The organism is Jezberella montanilacus, from assembly GCF_003003055.1.
GTDB lineage: Bacteria > Pseudomonadota > Gammaproteobacteria > Burkholderiales > Burkholderiaceae_B > Zwartia > Zwartia montanilacus.
Window position 1 is genome coordinate 156,466 of record NZ_PVTV01000013.1, and the last position, 19,080, is coordinate 175,545.

At 50.9% G+C, this 19,080-nt stretch carries 22 protein-coding genes and 1 tRNA gene; 14 read left to right on the forward strand and 9 right to left on the reverse strand.

Annotated features, from left to right (window positions below; all coding sequences use genetic code 11):
* Positions 1-66: 66 nt before the first annotated feature.
* Genes BCM14_RS08430 through ampD form a run of 3 tightly spaced genes read left to right on the forward strand, consistent with a single transcriptional unit; the run spans position 67 to position 1,813 of the window.
* Positions 67-924 carry a cytochrome C assembly family protein gene (locus BCM14_RS08430; protein ID WP_106227746.1) on the forward strand — a complete coding sequence of 286 codons (858 nt, stop codon included), beginning with the start codon at positions 67-69 and terminating at the stop codon, positions 922-924.
* Between the two features lies 1 nt (position 925).
* Complete coding sequence (locus tag BCM14_RS08435) at positions 926-1,228, forward strand: PP0621 family protein (protein ID WP_106227572.1); 303 nt, start codon at positions 926-928, stop codon at positions 1,226-1,228.
* 12 nt (positions 1,229-1,240) lie between these two features.
* Positions 1,241-1,813 carry a 1,6-anhydro-N-acetylmuramyl-L-alanine amidase AmpD gene (gene ampD / locus BCM14_RS08440; protein WP_106227573.1) on the forward strand — a complete coding sequence of 191 codons (573 nt, stop codon included), beginning with the start codon at positions 1,241-1,243 and terminating at the stop codon, positions 1,811-1,813.
* 14 nt (positions 1,814-1,827) lie between these two features.
* On the opposite strand, the gene htpG is transcribed toward ampD, so the two are convergent.
* From htpG to BCM14_RS08455, 3 genes are all read right to left on the reverse strand, one after another.
* Positions 1,828-3,735, reverse strand: a complete 1,908-nt coding sequence (htpG, locus tag BCM14_RS08445) for a molecular chaperone HtpG (protein WP_106227574.1) — start codon at positions 3,733-3,735, stop codon at positions 1,828-1,830.
* A 146-nt stretch (positions 3,736-3,881) separates the two neighbouring features.
* Positions 3,882-4,787, reverse strand: a complete 906-nt coding sequence (locus tag BCM14_RS08450; RefSeq protein WP_106227575.1) for a DUF3300 domain-containing protein — start codon at positions 4,785-4,787, stop codon at positions 3,882-3,884.
* Between the two features lie 9 nt (positions 4,788-4,796).
* Complete coding sequence (locus BCM14_RS08455) at positions 4,797-5,222, reverse strand: hypothetical protein (protein WP_106227576.1); 426 nt, start codon at positions 5,220-5,222, stop codon at positions 4,797-4,799.
* Positions 5,223-5,433: 211 nt separating this feature from the next.
* Here BCM14_RS08455 and BCM14_RS08460 point away from each other — a divergent pair.
* From BCM14_RS08460 to BCM14_RS15300, 3 genes are all read left to right on the forward strand, one after another.
* A tRNA-Leu gene (locus BCM14_RS08460) sits at positions 5,434-5,518 on the forward strand.
* Between the two features lie 110 nt (positions 5,519-5,628).
* Positions 5,629-6,153, forward strand: a complete 525-nt coding sequence (locus BCM14_RS08465; protein WP_106227577.1) for an ATPase — start codon at positions 5,629-5,631, stop codon at positions 6,151-6,153.
* Entirely contained in the window at positions 6,153-6,314 is a 162-nt protein-coding gene (locus BCM14_RS15300; protein ID WP_259673506.1) for a hypothetical protein, read from the forward strand. The genes BCM14_RS08465 and BCM14_RS15300 overlap by 1 nt, the downstream gene beginning before the upstream one ends.
* Before the next feature lie 213 nt (positions 6,315-6,527).
* Here BCM14_RS15300 and BCM14_RS08470 read toward each other — a convergent pair whose 3' ends face one another.
* Genes BCM14_RS08470 through BCM14_RS08475 form a run of 3 tightly spaced genes read right to left on the reverse strand, consistent with a single transcriptional unit; the run spans position 6,528 to position 8,890 of the window.
* A complete protein-coding gene (locus BCM14_RS08470) occupies positions 6,528-7,919 on the reverse strand; it encodes an amidase (RefSeq protein ID WP_106227578.1) in 1,392 nt (463 codons plus the stop codon).
* A 9-nt stretch (positions 7,920-7,928) separates the two neighbouring features.
* Complete coding sequence (locus BCM14_RS15305; protein WP_259673507.1) at positions 7,929-8,120, reverse strand: hypothetical protein; 192 nt, start codon at positions 8,118-8,120, stop codon at positions 7,929-7,931.
* A 44-nt stretch (positions 8,121-8,164) separates the two neighbouring features.
* Positions 8,165-8,890: a DUF1028 domain-containing protein gene (locus BCM14_RS08475; protein ID WP_259673508.1), complete on the reverse strand. Its 726-nt coding sequence runs from the start codon at positions 8,888-8,890 to the stop codon at positions 8,165-8,167.
* A gap of 314 nt (positions 8,891-9,204) precedes the next feature.
* Here BCM14_RS08475 and BCM14_RS08480 point away from each other — a divergent pair, with 314 nt between their 5' ends.
* The 7 genes from BCM14_RS08480 to BCM14_RS08510 are packed head-to-tail and all read left to right on the forward strand — an operon-like array spanning position 9,205 to position 16,449.
* A complete protein-coding gene (locus BCM14_RS08480) occupies positions 9,205-10,086 on the forward strand; it encodes a nitrilase family protein (RefSeq protein WP_106227579.1) in 882 nt (293 codons plus the stop codon).
* Between the two features lie 45 nt (positions 10,087-10,131).
* Positions 10,132-11,298 carry a substrate-binding protein gene (locus tag BCM14_RS08485; RefSeq protein WP_106227580.1) on the forward strand — a complete coding sequence of 389 codons (1,167 nt, stop codon included), beginning with the start codon at positions 10,132-10,134 and terminating at the stop codon, positions 11,296-11,298.
* Positions 11,299-11,314: 16 nt separating this feature from the next.
* A complete protein-coding gene (locus tag BCM14_RS08490; RefSeq protein ID WP_106227581.1) occupies positions 11,315-12,148 on the forward strand; it encodes a branched-chain amino acid ABC transporter permease in 834 nt (277 codons plus the stop codon).
* A 25-nt stretch (positions 12,149-12,173) separates the two neighbouring features.
* On the forward strand, positions 12,174-13,907 hold the full coding sequence (locus BCM14_RS08495) for an ABC transporter permease subunit (protein WP_106227582.1): 1,734 nt from the start codon (positions 12,174-12,176) through the stop codon (positions 13,905-13,907).
* Positions 13,900-14,634, forward strand: coding sequence for an ABC transporter ATP-binding protein (locus tag BCM14_RS08500; protein WP_106227583.1), 735 nt, complete (start codon positions 13,900-13,902; stop codon positions 14,632-14,634). Before BCM14_RS08495 ends, BCM14_RS08500 begins: the two co-directional genes overlap by 8 nt.
* 29 nt (positions 14,635-14,663) lie before the next feature.
* Positions 14,664-15,830, forward strand: a complete 1,167-nt coding sequence (locus tag BCM14_RS08505; protein WP_106227584.1) for a transporter substrate-binding domain-containing protein — start codon at positions 14,664-14,666, stop codon at positions 15,828-15,830.
* A gap of 7 nt (positions 15,831-15,837) precedes the next feature.
* On the forward strand, positions 15,838-16,449 hold the full coding sequence (locus tag BCM14_RS08510; RefSeq protein WP_106227585.1) for an ANTAR domain-containing response regulator: 612 nt from the start codon (positions 15,838-15,840) through the stop codon (positions 16,447-16,449).
* A gap of 32 nt (positions 16,450-16,481) precedes the next feature.
* On the opposite strand, the gene BCM14_RS08515 is transcribed toward BCM14_RS08510, so the two are convergent.
* Positions 16,482-16,940, reverse strand: coding sequence for a hypothetical protein (locus tag BCM14_RS08515; protein ID WP_106227586.1), 459 nt, complete (start codon positions 16,938-16,940; stop codon positions 16,482-16,484).
* Positions 16,941-16,969: 29 nt separating this feature from the next.
* The gene (locus BCM14_RS08520) at positions 16,970-17,689 is read right to left on the reverse strand and encodes a MarC family protein (protein ID WP_259673509.1); all 720 of its coding nucleotides are present in this window, start codon (positions 17,687-17,689) and stop codon (positions 16,970-16,972) included.
* Between the two features lie 195 nt (positions 17,690-17,884).
* On the opposite strand from BCM14_RS08520, the gene BCM14_RS08525 reads away from it, so the two are divergent.
* Positions 17,885-18,313: a DUF2244 domain-containing protein gene (locus BCM14_RS08525; protein ID WP_106227588.1), complete on the forward strand. Its 429-nt coding sequence runs from the start codon at positions 17,885-17,887 to the stop codon at positions 18,311-18,313.
* 3 nt (positions 18,314-18,316) lie between these two features.
* On the opposite strand, the gene BCM14_RS08530 is transcribed toward BCM14_RS08525, so the two are convergent.
* A complete protein-coding gene (locus BCM14_RS08530; RefSeq protein ID WP_106227589.1) occupies positions 18,317-19,075 on the reverse strand; it encodes a 3-hydroxyacyl-CoA dehydrogenase in 759 nt (252 codons plus the stop codon).
* Positions 19,076-19,080 lie beyond the last annotated feature (5 nt).

Here is a 19,080-nt window from a genome sequence, read left to right on the forward strand (position 1 = left end):
GCACCGAGGTAATAGAGCTAAGGGCAGATGTACCGCCGCACAACAATCGCGCAGTACAATAGTGGAATGTCTGCTGCTATTGTATTTCACACTCTTGCCGCCTTGTCGTATGCTGGTCTGGCGCTAGCCCTTTGGCGGGCGTTGTCGTCTGGGCAGGGGGTGGTGCTGGCGGGTCAGTGGGGCAGACTGGGCGTACTGGCCGGGCTGATATTCCAAGGCATCGCCTTGTATGACGGCATTGCTCGCGATGGGCAACTGCTGATTAGTTGGTCGCTCGCGCTGTCAGCGGCCGTTTGGCTTGGGATTATCGTATTCTGGGTCGAGAGCCTGCTGGTTAGGATCGACGGTTTACTGCTGTTGCTGTTGCCTCTGGGCGCCCTCGTGTGCGCACTAGTCGTGCTCTCTCCTGCTGCACAACTCATCGCGCGCTCGGACAATGCCGCGCTTCGTAGCCATCTTTTATTATCTTTATGTGCTTACGGCCTCATCACGATCTCGGCTGCGCAAGCCATCCTGATGTCTGCGCTAGATCGTCGCCTGCACTTTCCGCGGGGATCAACAATAGCGACTGCCAAGGGAATCAGATCGGCGCTCGGCCGCATACTCGATGCCCAACCACCACTACTTGCCCAAGAGCAGCTTCTGTTCAGGGTCATCTCTGCGGCGTTTATTGCACTGACTCTGGCGATTATCACCGGGTCACTGATTTCAATTTCAATCAGCGGTCATTGGTTACCGTTTGATCACAAGACCGTATTCACCCTTTTGTCTTGGGTGACTTTTGGTGTTTTACTGGCCGGCAGGCGACTCAAGGGTTGGCGTGGTCGGCTTGCCTTGCGCTACACCCTGGTGGGGTTTGCCTTCATTCTTCTGTCCTATACCGGTAGCCGGTTCGTGTTGGGCGTGATTTTGCACAGGATCTGACATGGCAAAACTCATGATGTGGATCGCCATCTTGCTCGGACTGATGTTCGTTGCACGCTTGATTGCTCACAAGCAAGCCAACGACCGCATCAATGCACGTAAGCAGAAAGCAAGTAGCAACAACGACCCAGGCGCAAAGGCGAACACGCAAACCAAAAAACGTCCTGCGCAACAATCAAACGCCCCAGAGACGATGGTGCAATGCGGGCATTGCGGGCTTCACTTGCCAGAATCCGAATCGATTGCCACTTCAGCTGGCACGTGGTGCAGCGACAAGCATGCTCGCCTTGGTTTTCGCAAATAGAAAGGCCTGGTCATGCAACTCATGAATGGCGGCTGGCTGGCTCTTTCTTCAAAAGTCGCCATACGACCCTCGCCGAACTTCAATGATCGCCCAGCCGATACCAAGATATCCCTGCTGGTCATCCATAACATCAGCCTACCGCCGGGCGAGTTCAACACACCCTATGTCGCTGATTTATTTTTAAACCGAATCGATATCAACGCAGATCCTTGGTTCGTCAACCTGAAAGATCTGAAAGTTTCCGCGCATTTTTTCATTAACCGTCAAGGTCATGTCACACAGTTTGTGTCCTGCGATCGACGCGCCTGGCATGCTGGGGTGTCCGCCCTGAACGGCCGTGAGCAATGCAATGATTTCTCGATTGGCATTGAGCTTGAAGGTACCGACACGCTGGCCTATGAGGATGCTCAGTACGCGTCGCTCGCAGAACTGACTGAGTGTTTGCGCCAGCAGTATCCCCTCACTGACGTCAGGGGGCATTGCGACATTGCCCCAGAGCGCAAAACAGACCCTGGGCAATCTTTTGATTGGCAACGCTACGCCACGCTAGCGAACTGGCCAGCAACAGCCCTCAAGCCGCGCTGACCAATGCAAGTCAATCAATTCAATAGCAACTGATTGATTCGCTTAACAAAAGCGGTGGGATCCGGCAATTGACTGCCATCGGCAAGCAAGGCTTGATCAAGCAAGATACTTGCCCAATCCTTAAAGCTGTCGTCCGACACACCATTAAGCTTTTGCACGAGTGCATGATCAGGATTGATCTCGAGTACTGGCAACACGTTTGGCGCATCCTGACCTGCCGCCTTAAGCATACGTTGCAGATGAGGACTAAGTTCATTTTGCCCGACGACCACGCAAGAAGGCGAATCGACCAAACGTGAGCTAACCCGAACTTCTTTAACTCGATCTTTCAAGGACTCTTGCAAGCGCTCGACCAGCGGCTTGAATTGCTCAGCAACTTCAGTCTGGTGCTTCTTCTCGTTGTCGTCAGCCATGGCTTCAAGATCAAGGCCACCCTTAGCAACGGACGCCAGTTCTTTATAATCGAACTTACGCAAATGAGACAACATCCACTCATCCACGCGATCCCAGAGCACTAAAACCTCAATACCTTTTTTACGGAAGATCTCTAGCTGCGGGCTGTTATAGCCGCCCATATAACTGTCTGCGGTCACGTAATAAATTTTGTCCTGGCCTTCTTTCATCCGAGAGACATAATCCGCAAGTGTGACCACTTGCGCATCTGATTCTTCGTTCGTTGAGGCAAAGCGCAGTAGTTTCGATAGGCGTTCAATATTGGCGGCGTCTTCACCTGTACCTTCTTTCAGCACCTGGCCAAACTCAGCCCAAAAGGTCGCATAATCCTCTTTTTTATTCTCAGCCATATCTTCAAGCATGCTGAGAACGCGCTTGGTGGATCCCTCACGGATGGCTTTGACATCGCGGCTTTCTTGCAGCAATTCACGAGAAACGTTCAAAGGCAAGTCAGCTGAATCGATCACCCCGCGCACGAAGCGCAGGTAGGATGGCAGGAGTTGTTCGGCATCGTCCATGATGAAGACGCGCTTTACATAAAGGTTAACGCCTCGGCGCGCGTCCCTGTCATAAAGGTCAAACGGAGCACGCTTGGGGATGAATAACAATTGCGTGTATTCGTTACGACCCTCTACCCGATTATGGGTCCAGGCAAGTGGGTCATCAAAATCGTGCGAGACGTGCTTGTAGAACTCACGGTACTGCTCGTCGGTTACTTCTGATTTACTGCGAGTCCAGAGTGCGCTTGCTTGATTAACTGACTCCCATTCGTCTTGTTTGACTTGCTCACCCTTATCTTTATCCCATTCTTCTTTGAGCATCTGCACAGGCAAGGAGATGTGATCAGAGTAACGGCGCAAGACTTCACGAAGCTTCCAGTTGCTCAAGAAATCATCTTCGTCTTCGCGCAGATGCAACGTGACCTCAGTCCCACGGTCTGCCTTATCGATTTGCGAAACAGTGAATTCGCCCTGACCATCCGAGATCCACTCAACGCCATCAGCAGAAGGCAAACCAGCACGACGGCTGCGAACCGTCACTTTGTCGGCAACGATAAAAGACGAATAAAATCCGACGCCGAACTGACCGATCAATTGCGCGTCTTTCTGTTTATCGCCTGTCAGCTTTGAAAAGAATTCTTTAGTCCCTGAGCGGGCGATGGTGCCAAGGTTGGCAATTGCCTCGTCGCGCGACAGGCCAACGCCGTTATCGCTGATCGTAATCGTACGATTCTCTTTGTTGTAATCCACCCGCACGTGCAAATCGGTATCACCAGCCAGCAAATCAGGCTGATCAATTGCTTCGAATCGCAGTTTGTCGCAGGCATCCGACGCGTTAGAAACCAGCTCGCGCAAAAAAATCTCTTTGTTGCTGTAGAGCGAATGAATCATCAGGTGCAGAAGTTGCTTAACTTCAGCTTGAAAACCCAGTGTTTGGGCAGCGTCTGCTGAGGGAGTGGCTTGAGTCATAGGAGTCTACCGATTAGTGTTGAGTGCAAAAAATTGGCAAGCCGGTTCTAGAAAGGCCTTCGCCATTCGAACCAACTTGCCAACTTAAATGGGGATCAAGAGACGGATTTCAAGTGTCTGAGGTGGCCTAAACCTGCAGAACAGGTTTAGCGATGCCAGCTGTTACGGGGCCGGCCATGAACCCATCCGTCCGAGCGAACCCCGCCAACATAACCGTAGCGACCAACAAAACTATTGTAGCCACCTCGGTTGACCACCACTACCCCCGTTCGCCAGCGCGGCGTCGCCCAGATTACGGCCCCAGCGGCGATACCTGCCCCAAAAACGACAGGACCCCACCCCGGGTTGTACATCGGGTAAGGCGGATAGCTCGGATACATCCAGCGACCGTAAACCACCGTCGGATTGTATTGAGGCACATAGATGAGTTGCTGGTTCGCTGGGTTGATCAATACCTGACCCTGACTATCCACAACGACCTGCATTTGCGGGCCAGACTTCAGGGCACCGTGTTGCAAAGCCTGCTTACGTAAGGCCTGTACAGCCTGCATCAACTCAACGGGCCGAAACCGGTAGAGATCGCCAATCTGGCGTGTCCAATCGGGCTGAGTCGCCATCATGGTCAAAACTCCCGGGAAAGACAGCAACGCTTTGACCGATGGATCCCAGTTCTGCATCTGAATGGTCGCCGCAGCTTGATCGGGACTGACCGAAGCCAAGGTTGGCAATAACAACTGTGCTTGCTCTAGCTCGGCAGGATATGCCGACGCGAGAAACATCATCGATAGCAAGCCATCTTGATAAAGTGCAATACCAGCCACTAACGACTGGATTTGTGGCGATGTTAACTGCGTCACGGGCACCAGTTGGCGCGGTGACGGGGTAGTGCCCGGAATAGCTTGCGGCAACACAGCTGGCGGCGCGCTAGGTACCGGCACAGCCTGGCCTTGTGCCCCCGACTCAGCGGGGGTTAAACAAATAACCAGCACGGCCAGCGCGGCACCCATCACAAGTGGGTCACGACTCCGTTTTCGCTCAATGCTCAATCGCATAGTTTTTATTTAGCCTTGTTTATGCTGAGGTTGATGTTTTGCCATGTATTCGTCCAGCTTAACGCGTTGTTCGGGTGTCAACACAGCGTGAATGTCGGCTCGAGCCTGCGTCATATTTTTATCCCGGATGGCTCTTCGCGTCAGTTTCGCCTCTTTAGGGATCGCTGCAAGCTCAACGGCCATCGCATGGCGAGCGTTTTCTGCAATCAATAGAATCTGATGACGCTGATCCTCAGTTGCATGAAGCACTTTCATCATATGGTGAAGGCGTTTTGCCATCTGGTGTGGATGAGATTGCTGCTGCCAGGCCTCTTTACCCTCATGATGGGGCGGATGATCTTGGGCTTGCTCGGAAGGTGTTTGCGCAAAAGCCAAAGACGTCGAAAGCGCCAGTAAGGTGGCCGCCAAATAAGAAACGCTTCGTTGAAATGACATCGGTAGCTCCGTGTAGGCAAGGTAAGAAGTTTGAGTTTACGTAGCTGAGATGACTGATTTGAGAGATGGTTCAGGCCGTTGGTGTTACAACAATTTCAGTTGGTTACAACATGCGGCTACATGTCCTGCAAGCTGACGTTGCCGTGAACACCTTCAAGAACGCTTTTTTGTAAGCACGGGCGATTTGTGCCATAATTATCGACTTACGTGCGCCCGGGTGATGAAATTGGTAGACGTAGGGGACTCAAAATCCCCCGCCGCAAGGCGTGCCGGTTCGAGTCCGGCCCCGGGCACCAGTAAAAATAGGCTCTACCCCATTATCGGGGGATGAGCAGTATTAAATAAATAGCAGTACTCATCAAACTGGTTCGAGTAGCTTCCATTTCATATCCGAATCTTTCAGCCGTTGACAAACACCCCGAAAATCCTCATTCTTGCCGGCCCTAATGGAGCAGGCAAAACAACATTTGCCAGAGAGTTTGTTCGCCAAGAGCTAGGCTTTAAGCACTTTGTGAATGCGGATCTTATCGCAGCGGGTATGTCGCCCTTTGAGCCTGAACTCGCGGCAATTGTTGCCGGTCGTGTGATGCTGAACCAGATCAAACATCTAGTTAAAGCTCGTGAAAGCTTTGTGATTGAAACTACCCTCTCAGGGTTAGGATATGCTCGACACATCAACCATTGGCGCTCATCTGGGTATCATGTCTCACTGATATTTTTATCGCTCAGATCATCGAACATAGCACTTGAACGCGTACGGAATAGAGTAAAACAAGGTGGCCACAACATCCCTCCTAATGTAATTAAGCGGCGTTTTATTGCAGGGCTCGAAAATTTCAATACAATCTATAAAGATATAGTCGATGAATGGCAAGTCTTGGACAACACTGATTCGCACCCAACGCCTATTGACTGGAAAGGTAAAAAATAATGCCCAAAGTTGCCCCTGAATATCCAGAGCACGTGCAGATTGTTATTCGAGCATTAAAACGCGCACGAAAATTAGCTCGAAAAGTCTCACAAGAAACTGGCACACCTTTTATCTATATGAAAGGTGACAAGATTATTAAAGAGATGATCACCAAGCCATAAGGCTGAATCTGAGTTTTGACATTTGTAATGGCGACATTACAAAATGGATTTCAGTATAGAACCCTATGCGGTACTTGCAGGTGACTCAAAATCCCTCGCTCGCCGTGCGTGCCGGTTCGAGTCCGGCCCCGGGCACCAGTAAAAATAAAGAGCTTACGACTCTGAGGATGCTCGCCCCTCAAAATACTGCTCGAAACAGTCGTGAGAATGCCCTTACAAGGCTGGGTATTGATTAACCCATTCATGACTCTTCTCGTAAGCATTTGCAATCTGCAAAACGACTGATTCCTCAAACGGCCGACCAGCGATCTGCAAACCAATAGGAAGCCCTTGTCTGTCAAAACCGCAGGGGATTGAGATGGCTGGCAATCCAGTGAGGTTGTAGGGAAACGTATAACGCCACGACGCCGACAAGACACTGGTATCCTGATCACCAATCGGTACTCGCCAGGTGCCTGAGCGCCAGGCGGTAATAGGCGTCGTGGGCCCAACAATCGCATCACATGTTTTGAAAACGTCAGCAAAGTCCTGCATCAGCAAGGTACGCAATTGCTCGGCCTTCAGATAATCAGCCGCTGAGACTAAACGACCGACTTCAACGAGCGTTCGTACATCCGGGGTGAAATTGGCGACCAGACCCTTGCGCAACGATACGTCGTGGTATGCAGTCGAGGAGGCAAGCTCGATGGCAAAGATGGCGCCAAGTCCAAACTCAAGTCTGGGGATCTCAAACTCGATAATTTTGACACCTGCTTTGGCAAAAGCATCAATCGCCAACTCGACCGCGCGATCAACATCGGGTTGGTTGTCATCAAAAAAATGGTTTCTGCAAATGCCAATCGTCATCCCGGCGATAGGCTTATTTAATTTCTTAAGATAGTCAGGTTTTGGACGATCCTGGCAGGCCGGGTCTGCCGCATCGTAGCCCGCAATAACATTCAACATCAGCGCTGAATCCTTGACAGTTCTGGTGAGTGGGCCAGCATGATCAAGCGACCACGAATGCGGCACAATCCCTGCCCGACTAACTCTGCCAAACGTTGGCTTGAGCCCCACTAACCCGCAAGCGGCAGCAGGCATGCGGATTGACCCGCCTGTATCAGACCCGGTCGCGGCAGCACACAAGCCAGCAGCGACCGCAGCGGCTGAACCGCCTGATGAACCAGAGGGGACAAAATCCAGATTCCAGGGGTTTCTGGTCGGCGGCGTGACATTACCCCAGGCAAATTCATGCGTGCGCGTTTTACCGATCAGTATTGCACCGGCCTCACGCAAACGCGCGCTCACAAAGGAGTCTGTCTGGGGAAACGAAATGCCCGGCGCTTCGGTTCCCGCCGTGGTGGGCATGTCTTGGGTTAAGTAATTATCTTTGATCGCAATGGGTACACCCTGCAGAGCGCCAAGTGATTTACCGGCAGCGATCCTCTTATCGGCTTGTTTAGCTTGCTTTAGTGCGGTCTCTGACAAATATACAAAACTTTTTAGCTTGTCATCCAACGCCGAGATTCGATCAAGATAGTATTCAACGACTTCTGTACTAGATATTTTTCGGTTGTGGATATGAGCGGTTAGCGTACTGAGATCTAAGGCGCGAAAGTCGATCATGATTGAGGCTCAGCTTTTACGATAAGGCGCGGTTGGCTCGAAAATGACCGCTGGATGAACATCGGTAAGATCCAAGTCGCGCAGCTTGCGGATTTCATGCAAAATTTCAGCGTAGGACTCAAGATTTTGACTTAACCGATCAGGCGATACTTGTACATCAAGGATATCGAGCCAAACGTCTGGGGTCTTGGATGTAGGCATCACATATGGTCCTTTGCGGATATATCAATTATTGAGCTGTTCGGTCATTTACCGAGACGGCCACGAGGCCTCAGCTCAGGGGCTAAAGCCAGCATGCTCAATACCTCGTCAGGGGCAGGCAGCCCGGCGCCATGACGGGTGGGCATACCTTGTACAAATGGTATTAGTTGAACCCGTGCAACCTCAAAGACCCGCCTCAATTCAGCGACAGGGTCATGGTGCTCATCGACTCGCAAATCCCAGGCAGGGTAGTCTTCTTTTTCATAAACCTTGAGGCAGGCAGATTGTCGTCCGCGCTTATCCCCACCGGCAAGTTGACCTGCCTCAAGCGCCAGCAATAATCGCTCTGCCAGCTCAAGTTGAGTCGACTCGATAAACGACCTTTGCATCGCCTCAAGCGTTTCGTCACTGACCAGCATATTGCCCTGAATGCTGAAACTGGGGCCCTGCAGATCGCCAGCCCACCCTGTGCAATCATCACCAGTCCAAACTGCTGATTGACCGCTGGCATCGACAATACCAATCTGCCGCAATTGTTTTGCATCATCCGACAGCAGGACACAATCCAAAGTAACGGCAGCACTTAAGCCAGACGCCATCAGATCAAGCGCGCGAATCGCCAAGTAAGGATTCACCCACGACTGTGTCGAAATTGCCCCGATCCCAGCGCGTCCGAAAGGACACATTGCTCCCACTGCAGGCACAGCAGTGCTCACTGCAACACCAACCTGGCCACTAAGCGGGCAATGGGCGACGATTGAAAATGTCATTTCGCAATTTTGTCTGGATAATCGTTGCCTTCTATTCTGCCCTGTGTTCGACTTGATCGCAACGGTTAAAGGAAGCTTGATCCGACTTGTAAAGGAGCTAAAAAAAAGCGCTCAATTTTTTTATTGTAAATTTAGTTTTAATAATGCTTGACAATCGCTAGCTTCGATTCTTATCATCAAGGTGAAGGTAGTCCAAACATCATCAAGTAGTTTTTTGACTACTTGCATCGGCAACAACGCCGATTTACCACTGGCAATAGAGCCCCCTATCAAACGCATACGCGTGATGGGGGGCTTTTTTTTTGGAGTTTTAGATGGACAGCTTATCGTCTGCCCGAGAGGTCAAAATTGCATGCGTTCAGTTCGACCCGCAGATTGGCCAAAAGGCTGCGAATGTCGACAACTCTATTGAGTTGATCAAGGAAGCGGCGGCCAAGGGTGCGCATATCGTTGTGTTACCCGAACTATGTAACTCAGGGTATGTCTTCGAAAGCCGCGCTGAAGCCTTTGCACTAGCAGAGGCGGTCCCCCAAGGTCAGACTAGCCAGGCGTGGATAAAAGTGGCACAGGAACTTGGCATAACACTCATCGCTGGTATCGCCGAGCGAGACAGCAACGTTTTGTACAACTCGGCTGTTGTTATTGGCCCAGAAGGCTACATCGGCACTTTTCGCAAGGTACACCTTTGGGATTCAGAAAATCTGTACTTTGAACCTGGCAACCTTGGCTTCCCAATTTTCAACACGCCTTATGGCCGTATCGGCGTAGCAATTTGCTATGACATCTGGTTTCCAGAGACCTTCCGGACTCAAGCTCTTAACGGAGCGGACCTCGTCTGCGTGCCCACCAACTGGGTTCCAATCCCTGGACAGGCTCAAGACAAAGATGCCATGGCGACGATCCTTGCCATGGCTGCCGCCCACACCAATTCGATATTTATCGCCTGCGCAGATAGAGTTGGCACCGAGCGCAAGCAACCGTTCATCGGTCAAAGCGTCATTGTGAGCTGCACGGGATGGCCGATCGCTGGCCCAGCCTCTGCTGATCGATCAGAAATTATCTATGCGGATATTGACCTCGGCCAAGCAAGGCGTGCGCGCAATTGGAACACCTTTAATCAAGTGCTGCGCGACAGACGACCAGACATGTATCACGGAGCACTTGAGGGCGGTGGGCCCACAAGTAGATCCTCTTAAGTCCCAGTCCCACCTCTTCCTTTCTTCAAATTTTAGGAGTGCTTCATGTTCAAACCTCGCATTAGCGCCTTATCTCTGGCTTTGGCGCTCACCTCTGTTTCACTTGGCTCCATCGCAGCTGATGACAAACCTATCGTCATCGGCGTCCCTGTTGGCCTGTCAGGCGCTAACAGCGTCGTTGCCCCCTCAGTCGTGCAATCTGCTCAGTTAGCAGCTGAAGAAATTAATGCTGCAGGCGGCATACTGGGTCGAAAAGTTATCGTTGAAGTTGCTGATGACGGCTCAGGCGCGGTCGGTGCGCAAAAAGCATTTGACTCGCTTATTTTTCAGAAAAAAGTCGACGTCCTGATCTCAATGGAAACCAGCGCAGCACGCAATGCGGGTTTGCCTATCGTCGCCAAGGGCAAGACACCTTATATCTACACTTCATTTTACGAGGGCCGTTCTTGCAGCCCCTGGATGTATGTCAACGCGTGGGTGCCTGAGCAGCAAGTTCCACCCATCGTTGATTACTTCATCAAAGAAAAATCAGCTAAAACGATTTTTTTGATCGGCAGTGATTATGCCTTTGGTCGTGGCATGCTTGATTTCACCAAAAAATACGCTGAATCCAAAGGTGTCAAAATCGCTGGTGAGGAATACTTACCAATGGACGGCAGCGACTGGACCGCGGTAATTAGTAAGTTGAAAGCAGCTAAACCAGATGCGATCATCACATCCACCGCAGGCGGTGCACCTAACGTAACCCTGACCAAGCAGTTGCGCGCAGCGGGCATTAACCTGCCTTACGGCAACTTGGCCGTTGACGAGGGGACCGCCAAAGGGATGGGCGCTGATGCGGAAGGCATCTACATTTCGGCCTCATACGTAACAGGTATCGATTCGCCTGCCAATAAAACATATCTCGCCGCAATGTCGAAAAAATTCGGCGCAGATCTGAAAACACCAAATGACTTGTCCGTCCCCGAGTACGAAGCAGTCTACGCTTACAAACTAGCAGCAGAAAAAGTCAAGAGCACAGATCCGGCAAAGATAGTGGCGGCGCTGGGCGACGTCAAGTTTGATGGTCCACGTGGCAGCATCGTCATGAACAAGCAGCATCATGCGCCACTGACCATGTATCTGGCTCAAGTTCAGGCGGACGGCAGTGTCAAGGTCATTTCGACATTTAAAGATGTTGATCCGGGCCTGCAATGCCCTAACCTGAAGTAAGCGCTAGAAAGGCACCATGAACTTAATTTTTGATATCCTCACGACGGCCGCAATTCTTTATATTGTTGCGGCGGGGCTCTTGCTCGTTTACGGTGTGATGAAAATCATTAATTTTGCTCATGGTGCATTCTTAACTATCGGTGCCTACGCAAGTTTGGTGGCGTCGCAAGTTGGTTTATCCCCTATCGCTGGTTTTTTCTTTGCATTAGTGGCTGGCGCCTTGTTTGGCTTGCTCATTGAGCGTTTGGTACTGAGACCTCTTTACTCTCGCCCGTTAGATGCAATTCTTGCCACGTGGGGACTCGCTATCGTTATTGGTCAAGTCATCACACTCGTGTTTGGCCGAGAGGTGCAATTTGTGCCAAGCCCTGTTCATGGCACGATCGTTTTACTTGGTACAGAATATTCAGCTTACCGCTTGGTCTTGATCCTGGTTGCGCTAATCGTGGGTGGCGCCTTGGCGGTTCTATTGACACGCACGCGCGTTGGACTCGTCACCCGTGCGGTAATCCTAAACGAGCAGCTGGCACAGGGATTGGGCATTCATGCGCAATTCGTTCGTTTTTTAACCTTTGCGCTCGGGGCAGGCATTGCCAGCTTAGCAGGCGCCCTCATTACGCCATTATCTGCAGTCGATCCAAATATGGGCGTCCCTTGGTTGATCAATGCCTTTATGTTAGTAATGGTCTCGGGCGTATCAATGACTAGTCTGTTAGTCGCAACACTCGTTTTCGGGTCAGCTCAAGTGATTATCAGTTCCTACTTCAGTCCAATATTAGGTGGCATGGCGATTGCAGTTTTAGCCGCAATCACTTTGCGGATTTGGCCTAAAGGATTTTCCCGTGATTAAGGATCCAGCTATTCGCCGCCAACTGATGTGGTTGATCCTGCCAGCGTTGTTGCTAGTGCTCGTCGCACCCCTCGTTCTCGATACTTATACGATCAATATTTTGATCCGAGCATTGTTTTTTGCAATGCTGGCCCTCACGGTGGATGTGCTTTGGGGTTATACCGGTTACTTGACGTTTGGCCAGTCAGCCTTTTTCGGGGCCGGCGCTTACGCCGCTGGCCTGGTGTTTACTCACTTAGGCTTTGGGCCTGGCTATGTTCTGCTTGCTGCCTTCCTGGCGGTGGTCGCAGCCTTACTCATCGGCTTGATCACAGGTTGGCTATCCTTCTATCACGGCTCTACCCCACTGTACGCGTCGGTTATTTCCCTCGTATTGCCAATCGTACTCACTCAGGTGCTGTTTTCTGGCGGCACGTTCACCGGCTCAAGTTCAGGCTTAACAGGATACGAAGCACCCGATCTGGAGCTGGAAACCTGGTTTCGCTTGGTGGGTTCTGCACTGGTCGTTTTAACGGCCTTCACATGTTTATTTTTGCGTAGTGACGGTGGTCGGATTTTGTCTGCCATTCGAGATAATGAGACGCGCTGTTCCTATCTGGGAATCGACATTTCACGCTACAAAATCTATTTACTAATTGCCACCGGCATCATTGCGTCGCTCGCTGGATTTGGTTATGCAAGCTTTAGCGGAGTCGTTGCACCCGAGCTGGCTGGTTTTGTGTTTGGTACCGAAGTCATTATCTGGGTCGCACTGGGCGGACGCGGTACGATCATGGGACCAGTCTTAGGTGCTGTTTTAATTGACTGGAGCAGCGCCTACTTAAGCGGGAATCTACCTTATGTCTGGAAACTTTTTTTGGGTATCGCTTTTGTTCTGGTGATTGTACTTCTACCCAAAGGGCTACTACCTGCGATATTGAAATGGTTCCGGAAAATTAACGACGCAACTCAGCAGCCCAAGACCGTGCGCTTGGTTCTGGCTGATACCACTCAACCTGCGGGGCTCTATACCGGTCTGGCAATAGAGCTCAAGGGTGTCGCGAAAAGTTTTGGTAGTCTTAACGTCTTGTCAGACATTACCTTCTCGGCGAGAGCTGGCGAGCTAGTCAGCTTGATAGGCCCTAACGGGGCAGGCAAGACAACGTTAATGCGCTGTATCAGCGATGGGGCTGAGCGGGGTGGTGGCACGATCTATATTCAAGGGCACGACATTAAACTAGCCCCCCCTCATCAGTGCGTGCAATTTGGCCTCGGTCGCAAATTTCAGACTGCAACCGTTTTCGATAGTCTGACCGTTGCGGAATGTCTACGGATTGCTCGAACCCGAATTGAGACGCCCTCTTTCTCGACCCGAAGCACTGAGTTACACCTGCCCTCTTATGCGCTCGAAGTACTGCGTGCAACAGAACTGGATCAAAAACTGGACGTTGTGACCAATACGCTATCACACGGCGAAAAGCAGGCGCTAGAGTTGGCCATGGTTCTGGCGCTTGAGCCTCGTGTGGTCTTACTTGATGAGCCAACTGCTGGCTTGTCGCAAAGCGAACGCAGTCTGATTGGTCGTATCTTGGTTGATCTGACCAGCCGCTTTGGCTTGTGTTTATTGCTGGTTGAGCATGATCTTGATTTTGTCAGAGAGATTTCCAGCCGTATCGTCGTCCTGCATCAGGGCCGTTTGGTGATGGAAGGTACAGTGCGCGAAGTAGTTGATTCGGATCTCGTCAAAACGATCTATTCAGGAAGTCTCGGCCATGCGTGAACCTACTGCGTTAAAGGCCCACCCCGCCCACGCTCTCCAACTCGTCGATGTAACGAGCGGCTACGGCGCTTTGATGGTTTTACGTGACGTTAACCTTTCTGTTCCCGCGGGATCGATTGTCGCTCTGCTGGGAAAAAATGGCGTCGGCAAAACCACGCTGTTGAAATCAATTTTGGGCTTCTTGCCAAAACAGCGGGGAGCTGTGTTGTTAAACGATCGTGATGTGACGACACTACCTGCTTATCAGGTCGCTCGCCAAAACGTCTCTTACACCCCGCAAGAACAAGCTCTATTTGCCGATTTAAGTATCAGAGATAACCTGCGGCTGGGGTTATCACGCGATACTCTGCTTGAAGAGCGGATAGAGGCAATCTATGATTTATTTCCCTTTTTGCGCGAGCGATTACGCCAGCTTGCGGGCACATTATCTGGGGGTGAACAAAAAATGTTACTGGTTGCCAGAGCCTTACTTAGCCGCCCCAAACTGATGTTGATCGATGAGATTACTGAGGGGCTTCAACCATCTGTTATCGAGCGCGTAGCCAACGCTTTGCGCACAGAGCGCCAGCAGCACGGTACTGCTATGCTGCTTGTTGAACAGAATGTCGAATTCGCACTCAATCTTGCAGACTATTTCGTCGTACTTAAACGCGGTGAAGTTGTCGCTTCAGGCTCTGCCAACGACACAGGGGCACGAGCAACGATAGAAGCTCAGCTCAATATCTAGACGATGCACCGATCAATTAACATCCATACATGTCTAGCGTCTTATCCTCCTTACAAAGTGATTTTCAAACAACCGACACGTGGCGGGTAGGCGTATTGTTTTCACGCTCTGGGGTCACCGCTATCTCAGAGAGCGAGCATTTTTTCGGAACTGTCCTCGCGATTGAAGAGATCAATGAAGCAGGCGGCATACTAGGCCGTATGATCGAACCGATTGCGCTCGATCCCAAATCTGAACCAGCCCAATACCGCTCCTGTGCGGAGCAACTGCTTTTAGACGAGGGTATAAGCGTGCTCTTTGGCTGCTCGACGTCATCGTCGCGCAAGGCCGTGCTGCCAGTGATTGAGCGCTGCAATGGTTTGCTTTGGTATTGTTCTTTATACGAAGGGTTTGAGTTTTCTCCCAATGTCATCTACACGGGTGCTGCGCCTAACCAAAATAGCCTGCAGCTTGCCGCATACCTGCTAAAACACGGTTATCGAAAATGGCATCTTATCGGCTCTGACTATATCTACCCGCGGGAATCCAATCGAATCATGCGGGATGTTGTCGAGCAGCAAGACGGTGAAATCACTGCTGAAATGTACTTCCCAACTAACGCGAACACAGGCGAATTGGCTCGGGCAGTAGAGGCAATCAAAATTGCCCAGCCGGACGTTGTCTTTTCAACCTTAGTCGGAAGACCGGGACGGGAATTTTATCGACTCTATCGAGAGCTTGGTATCGACCCGAACAAGACTCCAATAGCGAGTTTGACTATGGCTGAAGGCGAGCTTGAACTGATCGACACAAAACTTTGTGAAGGACACATTACGTCTGCAACTTACTTCAGTTCGATCCAGAGCCCAGCCAATCAAAAGTTCGTTGATGCATTTCGGCGCAGGTTCGGTTTGGCCAGTCCAGTAAGCCTGTGGGCAGAGGGTGCCTACAGTCAGGTTCACCTCTTTGCACGGGCATTGCAACGCGCTGGTTCGCTAGACACGCAGAAACTAGTGCAGGCGGCCCTTGAAGTCGATTTTGAAGCGCCCTCGGGATATCTCAAGCTGGATCCTGACAATCAGCACGCGTGGTTGCGGCCACGTATCGGTAAAGTCAGCAGTAAAGGTGGCTTTGAAATTATTTGGGAGGCACCGGCAACCATCAAGCCAGACCCCTACTTGACCCTATATGGCATGACAGATCTCTTTGTGCCATAGTCTGACCATGAACATTGGAATCAAGCGACTTTTTGAGGATTTACGTGGCACGCGGGTGATCGTGATTCATCCTGAGGGTGCCGAATGTAGTGTGCTTGTCAACCAATTAAAAAGGTTTGGCTGTCGAGTGAGCACTGTTTGGCCCTGCCCTCCCGAGCCACCCAGAGACAGTGAGGTCATTTTTGTTTTGATACCTGCCGAAGCTGGCACGACGCATTTCTGGAGTGTCGTTGATTGCGACGCGGTGATCGTTGCCCTAGTGGAATACGAAAATCCTACGATACTCAAAGGCATCATCGATATCAACGCACAAGCAGTGATTAACAAGCCGTTCAGACCAACCGGCATTCTTAGCACGTTGATCCTGGCGAGGGCCAACAAGGGCTATCAAGACCGCTTGCTGGTGAAGATCAAAAAACTAGAAGAAAATTTAAGGTCTCGGAGAGAGATCGAAAGAGCCGTCAAAATACTGGCTGAACGGCATGGGCTCACGGATATTCAGGCTTACGAGCAGATCCGTCGTCAAGCGACACACAAGAGGATTTCAATCTCGGAACTATGTGCGGTCATTAACAGCGCGAGTTCAGTTTTAGACGGTCTTTGGCCAATCGACAGTTAAGTCAACAACCTAAACGCAACCCCAGCGCCAACTCACGTCAAGTCATTGCCTTTGACCGCTTTTTTTGGCCGCTCGCGCGTGAACAGCAGTTCGTACTCGGCTTCTAAAATTGCGTAATCAGCTTTTAAGACTTTAAGCCTTCGATTGAGCTCATCCGCCAGATCCATTTTCTCTTCGCTCAAAGACTCGTATTGAGATTTAACGTAGACGAGCTCGTGATCGAGCTCTCTCAATTGTGCGCCCAAGTCGACTTCATCAACATCCGAGTCTTCATCCAAGCTTAAGGACCAGAATACTTGGTAGAGAAAACATGCAGTCACTAACAAAACAAACGTAACCGCCAAGCCTTTCTTCTGGTCACCCGCAATTAATACTGCAACCAGCGACACAATCCACACGAACAAGAATGTCAATCTTGCCGACCAGAGTAGCCAGTTAAGCCCGCTGTCATAACGGCCCTTACCCCTGCGCCGTTTAGGTTGTCGTGCCATCGCCCAATTCGCTCCTCTTTTTTAACAGGTCAACCAAACGAACGCGAGGGTAATTCCTTAATGACTTCTAAAAGCAAGCCATGCAATCCACCCCATACAATCTGGACACCAATCGCCAGCAGGATAAAGGCAAACAGGCGAGTTAGCACATTGGTGCCGTTTTCACCCAAAAGTCGCTCGACGTCAGCTGCTTTCCAATACGCAATATAAACCGCGACTGACACGGCGAGAACCCCAAGCAGCGCCCCAATAATCGAGGATAGCTCTCTTTCAAGGTTGAAAACAGAATCAACGCTGAAGATAGAGGATTGCGTTCGACTGGCAACCAGGGCAATCGCAGTTGCAATGGAGCCGGGTCCGACCGTCAAGGGCAGCGTTAACGGGTAAAAAGTATGTCTGAGTGCTGTGGCATCATTGATACGAACAACGCCACCTGGCTCATCAGCTGATTTCGGTGCCTGATTAAGCAAATTCCAACCCATGGTCGCGACAACGGCTCCGCCAGCGATTTGAAGGATGGGTAAGGACACGCCAAAAAAGAGCAACAGCTTGGGGCCAATCATCATGCTTGCAAGCATCAAAATGCAGCTGTTGATCCCGACTGTTTTGGCAAGCTTTCTTTTAACGTCGGGGCTGCAATCGCTCACCAGACTTAAAAAGATCGGGGCACCCCCCAAAGGATTAACAATGGGGAACATCGTCGCGAAAACCGTGACGAAAACAGTAAGTGAATCGTTGATAAATTCCAAGAGCAAGCACCTGAGATAGTTAAGTTAATTGGGCACAACTATACCGCTAGAAAGATGGATGCCCCTGAAGGCGTTAGGCTTAAGCGCTTTCGACTCGTCCCTGCTGTTATAAATCCATTGGTTTGAATAATTTGCTGTGATGGACCACAAAAAAGGTTGATTGCGATGAGTAACAAATTGATGGATTGACGGGTCATGAAGATTTGGCGAACCAAGCGTAATTGCTCTCTCACCCCAAAGCAGTTAAGCGTTTTCTACGCGCTTCTGGTGGGCGTTTCACTGTCAGTGGGAATTGGCTTTTTTATCGCTGGCATTTGGGTCGTGCCTATCTTCAGCACGATTGAAGTGACTGCCGTCACAATCGGCTTTTTGGTTTATTCGCGCCATGCACTGGACTTTGAAGAGATCCAGATCGACGGCACCAAGCTGATCGTCAAAAAATTCATTGGCTATCAAGAACGTATTTACGAGTTCAATACACTGTGGACGGAACTAACGATTCCCCCAAGAAACAGTAAGGTGTTTCGACTGTCTGAAGCAGCACAAACAGTCGAAGTCGGCCAATTTGTGCCGCGCGAGCAATTACGGTTTTTTATCGCCGAGTTACGCAGACACTTGAAGTAACGCTTACTTCGGCGCCAATCTGATCGCACCATCCAGCCGGATAGTCTCACCGTTGATCATCTCATTGGTCATGATCGACAGCACAAGTTTCGCATAATCCTCTGGACGACCCAACCGTGAAGGGAAAGGGATATTCGAAGCAAGAGAATCCTGCACCTCTTGCGACATACCAAAAATCATAGGGGTACCAAAAATGCCTGGGGCAATCGTGACACAGCGCACGCCAAAGCCTGCAAGGTCACGCGCGATAGGCAGCGTCATCCCGACAACGCCACCTTTGGATGCAGAGTAGGCTGCTTGCCCGATCTGACCCTCATAGGCGGCAACCGAAGCAGTGTTGATTAGCACACCGCGTTCGCCAGTCGACTCGGGATCGTTTTTGCACATCGCCTCAGCAGCAAGTCTGGCCATGTTGAAGGATCCAATCAAATTGATCGTCACAACCTTTTTGAACAAATCCAGATCATGAGCGCCTTGCTTGCCCACGATCCGCGACGCGGGGGCAATACCAGCGCAGTTGACCAGGCCCATGAGCTTGCCCATTTCAACGGCGCTAGCCACAACGGCTTGACCGTCCGCCTGGCTGGTGACGTCGCAGTGGACATAGCGCTGCTTTAACTCAGCGGCGAGCGCTTGCCCTGCCTCATCCTGCAAATCAGCAATCACCACATGAGCACCGTTAGCGGTCAACATGCGGGCGGTACCAGCACCCAAACCAGAAGCACCGCCGGTGACAATGAAAACCTTATTTGCAATATCCATGATTA